The 14,246-nt window shown below is 70.6% G+C and carries 17 protein-coding genes and 1 tRNA gene; 12 read left to right on the top strand and 6 right to left on the bottom strand.

Features of this window, described 5'->3' with window-relative positions; translation table 11 throughout:
* Nucleotides 1-26 precede the first annotated feature (26 nt).
* The 7 genes from ACIBI9_RS10880 (at nucleotide 27) to ACIBI9_RS10850 (ending at nucleotide 4,956) form a co-directional block, all read left to right on the top strand.
* Nucleotides 27-716: a TetR/AcrR family transcriptional regulator gene (locus ACIBI9_RS10880; RefSeq protein ID WP_397221754.1), complete on the top strand. Its 690-nt coding sequence runs from the start codon at nucleotides 27-29 to the stop codon at nucleotides 714-716.
* A gap of 66 nt (nucleotides 717-782) precedes the next feature.
* Complete coding sequence (locus tag ACIBI9_RS10875) at nucleotides 783-1,145, top strand: hypothetical protein (protein WP_350740632.1); 363 nt, start codon at nucleotides 783-785, stop codon at nucleotides 1,143-1,145.
* Nucleotides 1,142-1,522, top strand: coding sequence for a hypothetical protein (locus ACIBI9_RS10870; protein ID WP_397221753.1), 381 nt, complete (start codon nucleotides 1,142-1,144; stop codon nucleotides 1,520-1,522). Before ACIBI9_RS10875 ends, ACIBI9_RS10870 begins: the two co-directional genes overlap by 4 nt.
* Before the next feature lie 225 nt (nucleotides 1,523-1,747).
* Nucleotides 1,748-2,977, top strand: coding sequence for a CynX/NimT family MFS transporter (locus tag ACIBI9_RS10865; protein WP_397221752.1), 1,230 nt, complete (start codon nucleotides 1,748-1,750; stop codon nucleotides 2,975-2,977).
* Entirely contained in the window at nucleotides 2,974-3,804 is an 831-nt protein-coding gene (locus tag ACIBI9_RS10860) for a metal-dependent hydrolase (RefSeq protein WP_397221751.1), read from the top strand. Before ACIBI9_RS10865 ends, ACIBI9_RS10860 begins: the two co-directional genes overlap by 4 nt.
* 401 nt (nucleotides 3,805-4,205) lie before the next feature.
* Nucleotides 4,206-4,421 (top strand): helix-turn-helix domain-containing protein, encoded by a 216-nt coding sequence (locus tag ACIBI9_RS10855; RefSeq protein ID WP_192786846.1) that lies wholly within the window; start codon nucleotides 4,206-4,208, stop codon nucleotides 4,419-4,421.
* A 4-nt stretch (nucleotides 4,422-4,425) separates the two neighbouring features.
* On the top strand, nucleotides 4,426-4,956 hold the full coding sequence (locus ACIBI9_RS10850; RefSeq protein ID WP_397221750.1) for a Clp protease N-terminal domain-containing protein: 531 nt from the start codon (nucleotides 4,426-4,428) through the stop codon (nucleotides 4,954-4,956).
* 11 nt (nucleotides 4,957-4,967) lie between these two features.
* Here ACIBI9_RS10850 and sigJ read toward each other — a convergent pair whose 3' ends face one another.
* Nucleotides 4,968-5,858 carry an RNA polymerase sigma factor SigJ gene (gene sigJ, locus ACIBI9_RS10845; protein WP_397221749.1) on the bottom strand — a complete coding sequence of 297 codons (891 nt, stop codon included), beginning with the start codon at nucleotides 5,856-5,858 and terminating at the stop codon, nucleotides 4,968-4,970.
* 75 nt (nucleotides 5,859-5,933) lie between these two features.
* On the opposite strand from sigJ, the gene ACIBI9_RS10840 reads away from it, so the two are divergent.
* Nucleotides 5,934-6,006, top strand: a tRNA-Ala gene (locus ACIBI9_RS10840).
* Between the two features lie 74 nt (nucleotides 6,007-6,080).
* Here the strand turns inward: ACIBI9_RS10840 and ACIBI9_RS10835 are convergent.
* Both ACIBI9_RS10835 and ACIBI9_RS10830 read right to left on the bottom strand, forming a co-directional pair.
* Nucleotides 6,081-7,163: a pentapeptide repeat-containing protein gene (locus ACIBI9_RS10835; protein WP_397221748.1), complete on the bottom strand. Its 1,083-nt coding sequence runs from the start codon at nucleotides 7,161-7,163 to the stop codon at nucleotides 6,081-6,083.
* 116 nt (nucleotides 7,164-7,279) lie between these two features.
* A complete protein-coding gene (locus tag ACIBI9_RS10830; RefSeq protein WP_397221747.1) occupies nucleotides 7,280-8,212 on the bottom strand; it encodes a hypothetical protein in 933 nt (310 codons plus the stop codon).
* Between the two features lie 130 nt (nucleotides 8,213-8,342).
* Here ACIBI9_RS10830 and ACIBI9_RS10825 point away from each other — a divergent pair, with 130 nt between their 5' ends.
* Nucleotides 8,343-8,855, top strand: a complete 513-nt coding sequence (locus ACIBI9_RS10825; RefSeq protein WP_394498804.1) for a SigE family RNA polymerase sigma factor — start codon at nucleotides 8,343-8,345, stop codon at nucleotides 8,853-8,855.
* A complete protein-coding gene (locus ACIBI9_RS10820) occupies nucleotides 8,842-9,564 on the top strand; it encodes a hypothetical protein (protein WP_397221746.1) in 723 nt (240 codons plus the stop codon). Before ACIBI9_RS10825 ends, ACIBI9_RS10820 begins: the two co-directional genes overlap by 14 nt.
* A gap of 9 nt (nucleotides 9,565-9,573) precedes the next feature.
* On the opposite strand, the gene ACIBI9_RS10815 is transcribed toward ACIBI9_RS10820, so the two are convergent.
* Complete coding sequence (locus ACIBI9_RS10815; protein ID WP_397221745.1) at nucleotides 9,574-10,695, bottom strand: SGNH/GDSL hydrolase family protein; 1,122 nt, start codon at nucleotides 10,693-10,695, stop codon at nucleotides 9,574-9,576.
* A 169-nt stretch (nucleotides 10,696-10,864) separates the two neighbouring features.
* Here ACIBI9_RS10815 and ACIBI9_RS10810 point away from each other — a divergent pair, with 169 nt between their 5' ends.
* Nucleotides 10,865-11,299, top strand: coding sequence for a GNAT family N-acetyltransferase (locus ACIBI9_RS10810; RefSeq protein WP_397221744.1), 435 nt, complete (start codon nucleotides 10,865-10,867; stop codon nucleotides 11,297-11,299).
* Between the two features lie 16 nt (nucleotides 11,300-11,315).
* On the opposite strand, the gene ACIBI9_RS10805 is transcribed toward ACIBI9_RS10810, so the two are convergent.
* A complete protein-coding gene (locus ACIBI9_RS10805; protein ID WP_397221743.1) occupies nucleotides 11,316-11,705 on the bottom strand; it encodes a VOC family protein in 390 nt (129 codons plus the stop codon).
* A 90-nt stretch (nucleotides 11,706-11,795) separates the two neighbouring features.
* Here ACIBI9_RS10805 and ACIBI9_RS10800 point away from each other — a divergent pair, with 90 nt between their 5' ends.
* Nucleotides 11,796-12,740 (top strand): helix-turn-helix transcriptional regulator, encoded by a 945-nt coding sequence (locus ACIBI9_RS10800; RefSeq protein ID WP_397221742.1) that lies wholly within the window; start codon nucleotides 11,796-11,798, stop codon nucleotides 12,738-12,740.
* Nucleotides 12,741-12,744: 4 nt separating this feature from the next.
* On the opposite strand, the gene ACIBI9_RS10795 is transcribed toward ACIBI9_RS10800, so the two are convergent.
* Complete coding sequence (locus tag ACIBI9_RS10795; RefSeq protein ID WP_397221741.1) at nucleotides 12,745-14,208, bottom strand: pyridoxal-dependent decarboxylase; 1,464 nt, start codon at nucleotides 14,206-14,208, stop codon at nucleotides 12,745-12,747.
* Nucleotides 14,209-14,246 lie beyond the last annotated feature (38 nt).

Raw genomic sequence — 14,246 nt, 5'->3', positions numbered from 1 at the left:
TTTCGTACAGTGTCTAGGATCTGGGCGTGAGTTCGATCTGGTCCCGTCCCACGCCGCCACGCCGCCCGGTGCTGACCCGGGAGGCGATCGTGGCCACCGCCATCGCCGTCGCCGACGCCGAAGGGCTGGCCGCGGTCTCGATCCGGCGGGTGGCCGCCGAGCTGGAAGCGCGGGCGATGACGCTGTACTCGTACATCGAGCGCAAGGAGGACCTGCTCGCGCTGATGCTCGACGAGGTCAGCGCCGAGGTGCTCGTCGAGGAGCCGCTGCCGTCCTCCTGGCGCGAGGCGCTGCTGGTGATGGCACGGCGGGAGCGCGAGCTGGTGCTGCGGCATCCGTGGCGGGTGGAGCTGATCTCGCAGCGGGTGGCCGTGGGGCCCAACGCGCTGCGGCACGTGGAGCAGAAGCTGGCCGCCTTCGACGGGCTGGGGCTCGACCGGCTGACCCGGTGGCGGTTCCTGGCGGTGTTCAACGACTACATGACCGGGTTCGTGGTGCGGGAGGCGCAGGAGCGCGGGGCGCCCCGGTCGGAGGGGATCAACGAGGCGGAGCGGGCGGCCGTGGCGGAGCCGTACATCAAGGAGCTGGTCGAGAGCGGGGAGTTCCCGCGGCTCGGGCCGATGATCGAGGAGGGGGTGCGGGGGGCGGACGACAACTTCGAACGCGGCCTCAACTGGGTTCTCGACGGCATCGAACGCGCCATCCCGCAGCGGTAGCGCCGCCTGCGCTTCCAGGCGCCGCGAAATGGGGACCGGGGCGCCCTGGGGATAGCCTTAGCCCCGATGAACACCGTCATCTCCACGATCGTCATCGTCGTCTCGCTGCTGCTCATGCTGGCGAGCCTGATCGTCGCCGTCCGCAACCGGCCGATGGGCATGGTGCTGCTGGTCGGGTTCGCCGTGCTCGAGGTGGCCGTGCTGGTGCAGGCGGGCTTCGTGATCGCGGCGGTGGCCGGGGGGCAGGGGCCCGCCGAGAAGGTCACGCTCTTCGGCTATGTCGGGGGCCAGGTGGTGATCCCGCCCGCCGGGGTGTTCCTGGCGCTGGCGGAGCGGAGCAGGTGGGGGTCGGCGATCCTGGTCGTGGCCGGGTTCGCGATCGCGGTGATGACGGGGCGGATGCTGCAGATCTGGGCGGGTGGCGCGTGACCACCTCCATCAGCACGGGGCCCGGGCGTGCCCTGATCGCGGTCTACGGGGTGTTCTCGCTGGCGGCCGGTGCTCGCGCGGGCGTGCAGATCGTGTCCAAGTTCGACCAGGCGCCGCTGGCGTACTCGCTGTCGGCCTTCGCGGCCGTCGTCTACATCGCCCTCACCGTCGCGCTCTGGCGCGGGGCGCGGCTCCTCGCGCTGGTGGGGCTGGGGATCGAGCTGGTCGGGGTGCTGGTCATCGGCACGCTCAGCCTCCTCGACCCGGCCGCGTTCCCCGACGAGACGGTGTGGTCGGTGTACGGGAAGGGGTACGCGTTCATCCCGCTCGTGCTCCCGGTCGTGGGCCTCTACTGGGTGCTACGCCACAGACGCTGACCCGCCCCCGCTCGCGCCGAACCCGCAGCCCATAGCCGCGCCCGCTTGCGCTGCGCGCGGTGGTGCTGGTCGAGCCGAGCGTGCGCCGTCCCCGCGCGCTGCCCGGCGGGTCCTGGCCCGGGTTGTGCGTCTCACAACCGAGACTGCCAGGAATAAATGGATATTTCGGTCCTGTTAAGATGGCGATTCGTCCTATGACTTGATGAGTGGAGGACCGCCCCCGACATGAGTGTGCTGACCCAAGAGGCACGAGGCCGTACCACCGGACCCCTCGCCTGGCTCCTCGTGCTGGGAATCGTCCTCGCCGCCCTCAACCTCCGCACCGCCGTCACCAGTGTCGGCCCCCTGCTCGACCAGTTGACCGGCGCGCTGGGCATGTCGAGCGTCGGCACCGGCCTGCTCACCACCCTCCCCGTCCTCGCCTTCGCCAGCGTGGGCGCGATCACGCCCACCCTGGCCAGGCGCGTCGGCGAGCACCGCCTGCTCCTGCTCGCCCTCGTCACGCTGGGCGTCGGCATGCTGGTCAGGTCGCTCGTCGGCTCCGCCCCGGTGTTCCTGCTGAGCAGCGCCGTGGCGCTCTCCGGCGGCGCGGTCGGCAACGTGCTCATCCCCACGCTGATCAAGCGCCACTTCCCGGCCCGCACCGGGATCATGACCACCGTCTACACCACGGCCCTGGCGGTCGGCACCATGCTGGCCGCCGCCGCGACCGTGCCGATCGAGCGCGCGTCGGGTGACTGGCACATCGCGCTCGGCGTGTGGGCGGCCCTGGCCGCCGTCGCCGCCATTCCGTGGCTTGCGCTCCTGCGCAGTGAGCCGGAGCGGGACGCGGGCAGCCGGGACGCGGGCATCCGCCGCCTCCTCGGGAGCAAGCTGGCGTGGATGATCGCGATCTACTTCGGCACCCAGTCGATGATCGCGTACATGATGTTCGGCTGGCTCGCCACCATCCTCACCGACAGCGGTTTCACCACGTCGGAGGCCGGGGTGATCCTCGGCGTGTTCACCGCGCTGAACATCCCGGTCTCGATCGTCGTCCCCATCGTCGCCTCCCGCTTCCGCGACCAGCGTCCCGCCGTGGTCGGGCTCGTCGTGTTCTACGCGGCCGGGTTCCTGGGGCTGTGGGTCGGGCCGACCGACCTGGCGCTGCTCTGGGTGACGCTGGTGGCGGTGGGCATGGGGTCGTTCCCGCTGGCGCTGATGATGCTGGCCCTGCGCACCCGTACGCCGGAGAACACGGCCGCGCTGTCGGCGTTCGGGCAGAGCGCCGGGTATCTCATCGCCGGCGCCGGTCCGCTGCTGGTCGGCGTGCTGCGCGAGGTGACCGGCGGGTGGACGCTGCCGTACATGCTGATCTTCGTGGTGCTCGTCGCGCAGCTGGTCACCGGCCTGTACGCGGGCCGCAACCGCTACCTGGAGGACGAGCAGGCGGTCCCTGCGAGAATGACCGGATGAGATCCACCGTCGTCACCTTTCCCGACGGCCGGACCAGCGGCCGTTCCGAGATCGTCGGGGCCGTGCCGGTGGGGGACCGGCACGGTCTCGTCGTGGCCGAGACGCCGTTCCACCCCCTTGACCACACCTGGCCCGACCAGCCCGCAGACCGGGGCACGATCGGGGGCCTGCCGGTCGTCGACTGCGTGACAGGGGCCCAGTCGAGCACCGGCGAGGTCTTCGTCGGCGACGCCATCCCGGTGCGGCGCGGCACGGAGGGCTGGGAATGGCTGGCCGTCCACGTCACCGAGACGCCGCTGCCCGTCGGGGCGGAGGTCGAGCTCGAGGTGGACGCCGGTTTCCGGGCGGCGCTCTCGGCCGGCCACACCGCCTGCCACCTGGCCGCGCTCGCCGTGAACGCGGCCCTGGCCGGCCACTGGCGCAAGGAGGCCGCGACCGACCAGCTCGGGCACCCCGACTTCGACCAGGCGGCGATCGTCTCGTCGCGGATTGAACCGTACGGCAGCGTGGACGTCTACCGCCTGGGCAAGTCGTTGCGCAAGAAGGGGTTCTCCGCCGAGGGCCTGGACTTCGGGAAGGTCGCCCGGCAGGCGAACGAGCAGCTCGCGGCCTGGGTGGCGGCCGACGCGCAGGTCCGGCTGGACGTTCCTGGACCGGGGCTGACCGCCCGCCGCACGTGGCACTGCTCGCTGCCGGAGGGCGAGGCGTCCATCCCGTGCGGCGGCACCCACGTGGGGAGCACGGCCGAGCTGGGACGGGTGGAGGTCGCGTTCGAGCTGGAAGAGGCCGCCCTGACCATGCGCACCACCTGCGGCGACCCGAGCTAGGCGGTCAGCGGCTCGCCAGGAAGGCGAGCACCCGCTTCCAGGCGTCCTCGCAGGCGGCGGCGTGCTCGGCATGGGCGGCGTCGGGCCGGGACCGTACGGCCCCGCGATCCCCGGCGCCCCGCAGAAGCCGATCACCCCCGCGAACCCGAACCTCGGGTCCGAGGCGAAGAACGCGTTGCGCCCGCCCATGCAGAACCCGAGCGCCACGGCCGAGCTGCCCAGGCGGCCGGGTGGCCCTGCTCCGCCAGCCGTACGGCCAGCTGCTTGTAGAACTCGTGGAGCCCGCGGACGTCGGGCAGGATCACCACGCCCGCCGCACACCTCGGCCCAGATCGCGCGACTCTGATCGGTTTTGTCAGCAAGTGTTGACAAGCGGGTGCTTGTCAGCACATGCTGACACCATGGAAGTCACCGAGCTGGCCGAGGCGGCCGGCGATCGCGATCCCGGAGTGGGGCTGGCGGCCGTGGCCGCGCTCAGGGCCCTGCTGGAGGAGCTGGAGGCGACGCACGTGTCGAACGCCCGCGCCCAGGGCTGGTCGTGGGAGCAGATCGCCGACGCGCTGGGGGTTCGGCGGCAGTCGGCTCATCGCAAGCATGCTCGCAGGACGGGGAGGTAGCCGCGTGTTCGCCAGGTTCACCGAGGGGGCCCGCAGGGCCGTGGTCAAGGCCGGGATACTCGCGCTCGACGCGGGCCGGCCCGCGCTCGACGCCGATGTGCTGCTGCTGGGGGTGGCCGAGGTCCGGCCGTTCTCGCTGGCGGCGTTCACCGCCTCCGAGGCCGACGTGCGGGCGCGGGTGGACGTGGGCGACGCGCGGTCGCTGCTGGCCACGTTGGGGATCGACCTCGACGCCGTGCACCGCCGCACCAGGGCGGGTCTGGACGAGCCCGGGTTGTGGAGCCTGCGGCGGTCCCGGGTGCGGCCGCTGCGGGTGACCCTGTACGGGCCGCTGGGGGAGACCCCGCTGGCCATGCACGCCAGGAAGGCGATCGAGGTGGCCATGTGGCGCCCCGGGCCGGTCACGGGCGAGGACCTGCTGTGGGGGCTGCTCGCCGACCACGCCAACGGCACCGCCGCGATCCTCCGGGACGCCGGGGTGGACCTGGCCGCGCTGATCCGCGAGGCCCGGATCCCCACCCGGCGCACGGCCTGATCACACCGGCGTCAGACGGGCTCCAGGTGAGCGATCTTCTCGGGATTCGCGATGAGGTAGATCGTGTCGATCTTGCCGTCGGAGATCAGCAGGGAGGCGACCGTGATCACCCGTCCACCCGCGGAGATGACCATCGCGGGGGCGTTGTTCATGGTCGCCAGCCCGAAGGACAGGTCGGAGATCCCCGCCATGCCGATCGAGGTCATGAAGGCCGCGATGTTGGCGGGGGTGTTGACCGACAGCAGCCAGCGGCTGACGTTGTCGGCGCCGGTGATGACCCGCAGCGCGGCCCTGGCCTTGCCGCCGCCGTCGCTGACCATCGTGACCCCGCTCGCGAACAGCTCGATCAGCCCGTCGAGATCGCCCTCGGCGGAGGCGTTGATGAACCGCTCGGTGATCCGCCGCCGCTCCTCCCTGTCCACGTCGAACCGGGGCCGCTTCTCCCGCACGTGGTCCCGCGCCCGCCGCGCGAGCTGCCTGGTCGCCGGCTCGGCCCGCCCGATGATCTCCGCGATCTCGGAGAACGGCAGGTCGAACGCCTCCCGCAGCACGAACACGGCCCGTTCGAGCGGCGACAGCGTCTCCAGCACCAGGAGCAGCGCCAGCTCCACCGACTCGGCCAGCTCGGCGTGCTCGGCGACGTCGGGCGTCGTGCTGATCGGCTCGGGCAGCCACGGCCCCACGTACGACTCCCGCCGCGACTTCGCCCACCGCAGCCGATCGATGGCCAGCCGCGAGGTCACCCTGACCAGGTACGCCTTGGGGTCGCCGACGTCCGCCTCGTCCACCCCCGACCAGCGCAACCACGCCTCCTGCACGACGTCCTCGGCGTCGGCGGCACTGCCCAGGATCCGGTACGCGACTCCGGTCAGCAGGCTCCGGTGGTCTTCAAAGGTCGGCATAAAACCATAGACGTACCACAAGGCCCTCGGCGTGACACGGGGGCTCCCGATCTCCGATACACTTGGTGATCGCAAGGGGCTATGGCGCAGTTGGTAGCGCGCCTCCATGGCATGGAGGAGGTCTGGGGTTCGAATCCCCATAGCTCCACCCGATCAGACCGCCTCTGACCTGCCGAAACGGCTCAAGGTCAGGGGCGGTTTCGCATCTGTGGACAACGCCGGTCAGAGCCGGGTCTGGTCGTCCATCAGAGCGATCTTCTTCAGGACGTCGTCCGACGGGACGCCCTTGGCGCCGCTGAGGTCGGCGCCGCGCAGGTCGATCTTCCCCTGGTCACTGGGCCATTTGGCACCGGTGAGGTCGGCCCCACGGAAGTGAGTGCCCGTGAAGTCGACGCCGGCCAGGTCGACGCCGGTGAGGTCGGCACCGTCCAGGTCCGCGTACCGGACCTTCGCGCCGATGAGACTCGCACCGGGAAGCCGTGCCCCGCTGAGGTCGATGTTCGTCAGGTCGGACCCGCCGAAGTACGCCCCGGTGAGGTTCGCCCCGGACAGTGACACCCGGATCCAGGTCGAATCGCCTATGTCCGCGTAGGAGAGATTCGCGTGGTCGAGGAAACTGCGCACCCACCTGATGGAGCCGTCCGTCCTCTCTATGTATTCGCGGTTGCCGAAGTCGGTGTCGGTGAGGTCCGCGCCGGACAGGTCGGCGTTGACCAGCGTCAGGCCTGTGGCGCGGATGCCGGACAAGTTCACCCAGTGCTGCGCGGACCACGGCGGTCCTGTCGGCGGCGGCGTGCCGGCGGGCTTGTTCCTGGCGATCACCGCCAGCGCCGCTTGGATGTCCGCCGGGGTGCGCTGGTCCTTTCCCTTGGCCTTCTTCGGGGAGCGTTCGCGCACGTACGTGGCGAGCACGTCCACGACAGTCCGCTGGTCGCGCGGCGAGTCGCGGGAGATCCTCTCCAGGGCGTAAATCGCGCCGACCCTCCCCTCCAGCGTGTTCGAGCCGATCTGCTCGATGGCCCCCGTGTAACGCTCGGTGATCTGGCCTTCCTGCGTGGCGTCGAGCGAGCGCGCGGTGTAGAACAGCCCTGCCGCCGTGAACAGCAGCCCAAGCAGCACCCCGGCCGTGGAGAGTAACTGCATTCTGTTCTGCGTGGCGAGCGCCCTGACCTCGATGCGCTCCTTCACGGGCAGTGCGTCGAACTCCGCGCGGGACACCCCCTTGATCGACGGGTATCGGCCGTCGGAGAAGGCCTGCTCAAGACCTGCGACGAACCAGCCCGCGAGCGTCCGCATGCGCTGCATGAAGCAAGTAAAGCCGACAAAGGCCTGCACGGGGATGGGGCCGGCGAAAGCGCGTTCCGCTTGGAGGCGAGGCCCGTCCGGAATCGCCCGGACGGGCCTCCGCGCTGTCGTCCGCCCTACGGCAGGGCGGGTACGGCCGGCTCGGCCTGGGTCCAGCCGGCCTGGAGCACGGTCTGGGTCATGGTCTTGTTCGGGAACACCTTGCCGTTGATCAAGCTCGTCTGGCTTTCGGACAGCAGGAGCATCGTGCCGGTGTCGACGACCAGGTCGGTCGTGACCTTGATCTTCTCCTCCTTCTGACTGACCGGCTCATAGTTGATCGAGAGGGCCGCGCCGGGTCTGCCGGAGCCGTCCACGGCCTTTCCGCCGGAGCGGACGCCGGGCATCGTCAGCAGGGCCTGGTAGGCCGCGGCGCGGACCTCCTTCGGCGCCGGGAGCCGGTGGAGCAGCGTGGGCAGCGCCCCGGTGATGTACCTGTCCACGCCGTTCTCCGGAACCTGCGAGACCCGCGCGGCCTGCCCGAGCCAGGTCTTCAACGCGTTCGGGTCCGCGGGCAGCCGCTGGACCTCGTCGTACGTCAGCCGCTGGCCAGCCAGGAAGAACGTGTTCTCACCCCGTACGGGGGTGACGTGGCCCTTGGCGGGCTTGGTGGACAGCGACACGGTCTGGCCGTCGGCGGTGCGGGTCCACTTGGTGGGGGAGCCGTCGCGGCGCCACGCCGCGCGGTCCGCCGCGCTCTTCGGGTACGCCCCCAGCTCCCGGTACCCGCCCCAGCGTCTGCCGTCGGGCGCGGACCATTCCTCGGTGAGCGACTGCTGGACCACCCAGTAACGGTTCGCGCCGCTGCCGACCTGCCGGGGATTGGTGCGCTTCAACAGCACTCTCGTATGCCAATACGTGCCCTCCGGCGGAGCCGACGCCGCGGCCGTGAGCCGTGCCTCCGGTGCCTTCGCGAGGCTCGGCAGGCCCAGCAGCGCGGCGGTGCCAAGGGCGGCCAGGCCGGCCCCGACGGCGATCAGCGGCCGGGCCGGTGCGGTCGCGCGCTTCATGTGCTTCCTCCAGAAATCCGATTTGATGTCCACCAATACGCCTGGGCGCCGGGCAAGGTTGCCCGCGACGCCTGGCAACTGTTTGGCGCGGCCGAGGCGTATTAGGGGGCGTGAAACTGGACAGACAGCCGTGAGCGGCGCGGACCATGACTTCAGCGCGTTCGTGGCCGCAAGGGCCACGACCCTGTTGCGGGTCGCCTACCTCGCCTGCGGAGACGAGGCGGAGGCGGAGGACCTGCTGCAGACGGCGCTGGAGCGTACGTACAGAAACTGGGACCGGGTGCGGCGCGACACCGTCGAGGCTTATGTGCGCCGCGTCATCATCAACACCGCCATCAGCCGGGCCCGGCGCCGGGCCATCCTGAGCATCATCCCGATGCGCGTGCCACCGGAGAGAGCGGCGCGCGCGACCGACGTCGACCTGCGTCACGTGCTCATGGACGCGCTGCGCAGCCTGCCTCCCCGGCAGCGCGCGGTGGTCGTCCTGCGGTACTGGGAGGACCTCAGCGAGACGCAGACCGCGCAGGTGCTCGGCTGCACGCTCGGCACGGTGAAGAGTCAGGCCTCGAAGGCGATGGCCAAGCTGCGTACGGCACTCGGCGAGGAAGCCATGGAAGGAGTGATCGGGAATGCCCATGCTTGAGGACCAGCTCCGCCAGATCATGGCGGAGGAGACCGCGCGGCTGCACGCCGCGCCCGACCTCGTGGACCGGGTCGTCCGGTCCTCACGGCGGAAGAGGACCCGCGGCCGGATCGCGGCCGTGGCCACGTCGCTGGCCGTGGCCGCGGCGGCCCCGCTCTACCTGGTGGCGGCTCCGGGCGCCGTGCAGACGCCCGTCGTCTCGGAGACGCCGGAGCCGCCCGCCATCGACGACACCCCGCCCGTGCCGTCCGAGCCCCCGAGCCTCGGGGACCTGGGCGACGGAAGGGCGTTCAAGCATGTCAGGGTGGGTTACCTGCCTGACGGCCTGCGGTGGTCCCAGCGGTCTTATGACTTCGGCGACAGGTACACGACCTCGTGGAACTACGACGGCGACAAGAACGGCTTCTACTGCGTCCAGATCTACGTGTACGAGGGCCAGAGCGTCCAGGAGGTCGACGATCGCGTGCAGGTGAATCGCGACGAGGGGAGGGGCGAGGAGGTGACCGTCGGCGACCGCACCGGGTACGTGGTCGTCGAAGGGGTCGGCGAGGACGGCATGAAGGGCACCCCCACGCTCATCCTGAACATGGGCGAGCGGCGGAGGGCCGAGATCATGTTCAGCCCGGTGTACGCGAAGAAGTTCCGCGACGCCAAGGCCGTCAACCGCGAGCTGACCAAGATCGCCGAAGGGCTCACCGCCGACGACTAGAGGATCCGGCTACCAGCGCAGCGGGAGGGTGGCGATGAACTCGCCGAGCCGGTCGGCGATGATCCGGTGGTCGTGGACGGACGGGTGCCAGTGGCAGCCGAGATAGTCCAGGCCGGATTCGCTGTAGTACCAGTAACGGATGCGATCGTCGCCCCTGCTGTTGCGCTCCTGGACGATCTGCTGCGCGGTCTCGGCGAACCCGGTGGTGTTGGACATGTAGGTGGCGCTGACCACGATGGTGGTGCGGGGGCCGTACCGGGCTCGGAGCTTGTCGAGGAAGCCCTGGTAGGCGGTGCGATAGGCGGCCACCAGCGTGTCCGGCGTCCACGGCTCGCCCGGGTTGATGGCGGTGGAGAAGTCGTTGATGCCCAGTCCGATCACGACCAGCTGGGGACGCCAGGTGCCCGGGTTCTGCCAGACGTCGCCGTCGACGTTCAGCAGGGCCCGGTCGTAGTAGGTGCGGTAGTCGGTACCGGGGGCGCTGCCGTTGTAGTTGCGCACCATGCCGCGACCGGAGAAGGCGTTGATCTGGTAGTCGGCGTTGAGGCGGCGCGCGGTGAGGGCGCCGAAGCTGAGGTTGGCGTCGGTGGTGCGGGCGAGCTTGTCGTTGGTGCAGTCGCGGCTGTCGGAGCGGTTGCCGTAGCCGACGGTGTAGGAGTCGCCGATGAACTCGATCTGCCGGTGGCGCGCGGCGGGCCTGCCGAGGATCGCGCTGCCGGGGGCGGCGACGAAGCCGCCGAAGGCGCTCGTGGCCCACGGGCTCTCGGTGCGTTTGACCAGCCGTACGCGGTGCACGCCGCGGGTCAGGCCGTTGACCCAGTACGTGGTCCGGCCCGGGGTCACCAGGGTGGCGACGGTCGCGCCGTCGACCTCGACGTCGTAGTCGTTGTCGGCGTCGTCGAGGACGATCCCGACGCCGGTGCCGCGGAAGCGGCCCTCGAAGTAGACACCGGGCCAGCTGTACTGCAGGGAGTCCCCGCCGGCCTTGACGCGTCCGGCGGTGTGCACCTTGGAGAGGGCGCCGGACGCCGTCCCCCAGGACGAGTGGGCCGGGGCCGCGCTCGCGACGCCGGGCAGCGCCATGGAGCCCACCAACGCGGCCAGTACTACGGTCACACGCACAGTTCGCACAGCTTCTCCTTTGCGGCTGGGCGATTGTAACGAGCGCTTGTCCGGACGCCGCAAGATCTGATTCCGCCCTTACGCGCCGACCTGGGATTTCACCGTCGGCTCGATGAACGGAGCCTGAAACTAAGCTGGAAACCGTCTACTTCACGCAGGAATATCGGGAGCCCCATAAGTGGTGAGCATCGCTCAGGAGACGTCGTTCGACGAGGCCGAGATCTTCGCCCTGTACGACTCGGTGGGCTGGCAGCCCTGGACCCGCGACATCGCCAAGGTGTGCCGCAGCCTGGCGAACTCGCACCTCGTCCTCGTGGCCAGGGACGAGGACGGCCGACTGCTCGGACTGGCCCGGACGGTCTCCGACGACGAGATGGTCTGCTACGTGCAGGAGATTCTCGTCGACAAGCGGCGCCACGGCCAGGGGATCGGGCGGCAGCTGCTGGAGCGCCTGAAGGAGCGCTATGCGCACTGCCGCTACTTCGTGCTGACCACCGACCACGAGTCGACCCCCGAAGGGGTCGCCAACCACGCCTTCTACCGGCGGATGGGTTTGATCGAGCACCACGAGCAGGGGCTGTCCGCCTTCGGGCTGAGGGTCGACAACTCCTGAGCGACCCGACGGCCCGTCACTTGGCGAGCATGTCCAGGTAGTGCTGGTTGTACATGACGCCGAGGACGTTGCCGAACGGGTCGACCACCGACGCGGTGACGAACCCCTCGCCGTGCTTCGTGATCGGCTGGTGCTCCTCGGCCCCCAGGGCGAGGAGCCGGTCGAGGGCGGCCTCCAGGTCGTCCACGTGCCAGTACGTGATCGAGCCCGCGGGCCCGTCGGTCGCGCCCGCAGGGGCGAAGCGGGCGTCGATGATGCCCAGCTCGTGCTGGTAGTCGCCGACGCGGAACTCGATGTAGCCCGGCACCTGGTAGTAGGGCTCGAGACCGAGCAGCTCGGTGTACCAGGCCTTGGCCGCCTCGAGGTCGGCTGCGTAGAAGCTCATGGTGGCGAATCCGCGGAGCATTTGTGTGGTCCTTCCTTCCGGGTGATGTCTATGATTCTTCCGGTCAAAGTGCTCATCCATTGAGCACTTTTCTGGGGAGAATTTCCTGCCATGCGAGCCGATCGACTTGTGGCCGTCCTGCTGCTCATGCAGTCGCGCGGCCGGGTGACCGCGGCCGAGCTGGCCGCGGAGCTGGAAGTGTCCGTGGCCACCGCGCGCCGGGACCTCGAAGCGCTGTCCACGGCGGGCGTGCCGGTATATCCGCAGGCCGGGCGCGGGGGCGGCTGGTCCCTGCTGGGCGGCGCCAGGACCGACCTCAGCGGCCTGACCGCCAACGAGGCAGAGGCGCTGTTCCTGCTGGCGGGCCCGGCAGCGGCCGCCACGCCCGAGGTCAAGTCCGCGCTGCGCAAGCTGGTGCGGGCCCTGCCCCAGACGTTCAGGGACGACGCCGAGGCCGCCGCCGACGCCGTGGTGATCGACCCCACCGGCTGGGGCGAGCGCGACCCCGACCGTCCCGAGCTGGTGCGGGTCCTGCAGAGCGCCACCGTACGGCGCCGCAAGGTCAGGCTCGGGTACGAGGGCCGCTCCGGCGAACGTACGCACCGGCTCGTCGACCCCTGGGGCCTGGTGGACAAGGACGACGTCTGGTACCTGATCGCCGGCACCGAGGCCGGGCAGCGCACGTTCCGGGTGGACCGGATCGCCGGGGCCGAGGTGACGGAGCTGACCTTCGAGCGGCCGGAGGATTTCGTGCTGTCGGAGGCGTGGGGGAAGGTCGTGGACGAGATGGAGCGGCGGCGCTCGCTGCTGTCGGCGACCGTGCTCATCGCCGAGCGGTTCCTGCCGGTGCTGCGCCACCACTTCGGGCGCCACTGCGAGGTCGAACGTGTCGAGGAGGACGGGCGGGTCAGGGCACGCGTGGCGGCGCCGATGGCGTTGTCGATCGCCGAGCAGCTGGCCGGATGGGGGGCGACGGTGGAGGTCGTGGAGCCGGAGGAGGTCAGGGCCCAGCTGGCCAGGATCGGGTCCGAGCTCGTGGAGCGCTACCGCGCCTGAGCCGTCAGGGGAGCGTGCCCGACAGCGCCGCGTGCTCCCACCGGATGTGCTCCCACGCCTGCTCCACGTGCCGCCGTTCCGTCGCCACGCCGCCGATGGCCATCCGCAGCACCACCCGGTCATCGATCCTGGTGTGCGTCATGTACATGGAGCCGCTGGCGTTGAGCAGCTCCAGCAGCCGCATCGTGGCCCGGTCCGCCTCGTCCGCCGCCAGCCCCGGCCACACCGGACGGAAGCACACGAGCCCGAGCGGATGCGGCTCGTGCACCTCGAAGCCGGGGTCCGCGGAGATCCACGACGCCAGCTCCTGCGCCAGCGCCACGCCCTTCCGAATGTGCGCCCGCAGTCCCTCGGCCCCGTACCAGCGGATCACCGACCACAGCTTCAACGCCCTGAACCGCCTGCCCAGCGGCACCTGCCAGTCCCGGTAGTCGACGACGGAGCCGGTCGCGGTGGCGGGGTTCCTGAGGAACTCGGGCATGACCGACAGCGCGTCGAGCAGCGGGGCGCGGTCGGCCGTCCAGAGCACGGTGCAGTCGAAGTTGGTCAGCAGCCATTTGTGCGGGTTGGTGGAGTAGGAGTCGGCGTACTCGGCCACGCCCTCGTTCAGCCACCGGAGCTCGGGGCAGATCGCCGCGACCCCGGCGTAGGCCGCGTCCACGTGCAGCCAGATCCCGCGTTCGCGGCACACCTCGCCGATCGCGGGCACCGGGTCGACGGCGGTGGTGGAGGTGGTGCCGACCGTGGCGCACACCATGGCCGGGACGGCGCCGTCCGCTTCGTCCCGGTCCAGCAGGGTACGCAGGTGGCCGGGGTCCATGGCCAGCGTACGGGGATCGACGTCCACCACCCGTACGCCCGCCGCCCCCACCCCCGTGATCCGCGCCGCCCGCTCCAGCGACGAGTGCGTCTGCGACGACACGTAGATCGTGTACCTCCGGGTGACGCCGTCGGAGGTGACCCGGCCGCCGCTCGCCCGGTGGAGGGCGGCCAGCAGGGCGACCAGGCAGGCGCTCGACGCCGAGTCCTGGATGACGCCGCCGCCCGCCCGGTCCGTACGGAAATGCTCCGGCAGGCCGAGCAGCCCGGCGAGCCAGTCGACCACCACCGTCTCCAGCTCCGTGCACGCCGGGCTGGTCACCCAGAGCATGCCCTGCACGCCGAGCCCGCCGGACAGCAGGTCGCCCAGGATGGCCGGGCCGCTGGCGTTGGAGGGGAAGTAGGCGAAGAATCCGGGATGCTGCCAGTGCGTGATGCCGGGCAGCAGGATCCGCCCCAGGTCCGACAGCACGGCCTCGAACGGCTCGCCGTGCTCGGGCGCCGCGGGCGGCAGCGCGCGGCGGATGTCACCCGGCTTCACCTGGGACATCACGGGATAGGACTCGATGCCGGCGAGATAGTCCGCGATCCAGTCGACGACCTGCCTGCCGTGGCGGCGGAACTCCTCCGGGCTCATGTGACCGCTCATCCGCCCACTCTGATCGCATGGCGGGCGTTGGGAAAGGG

The sequence above is a fragment of the Nonomuraea sp. NPDC050451 genome (assembly GCF_044458585.1).
The sequence above is the reverse complement of the archived record's forward strand: the minus strand, read 5'-3'. Positions and strand labels throughout refer to the sequence as shown.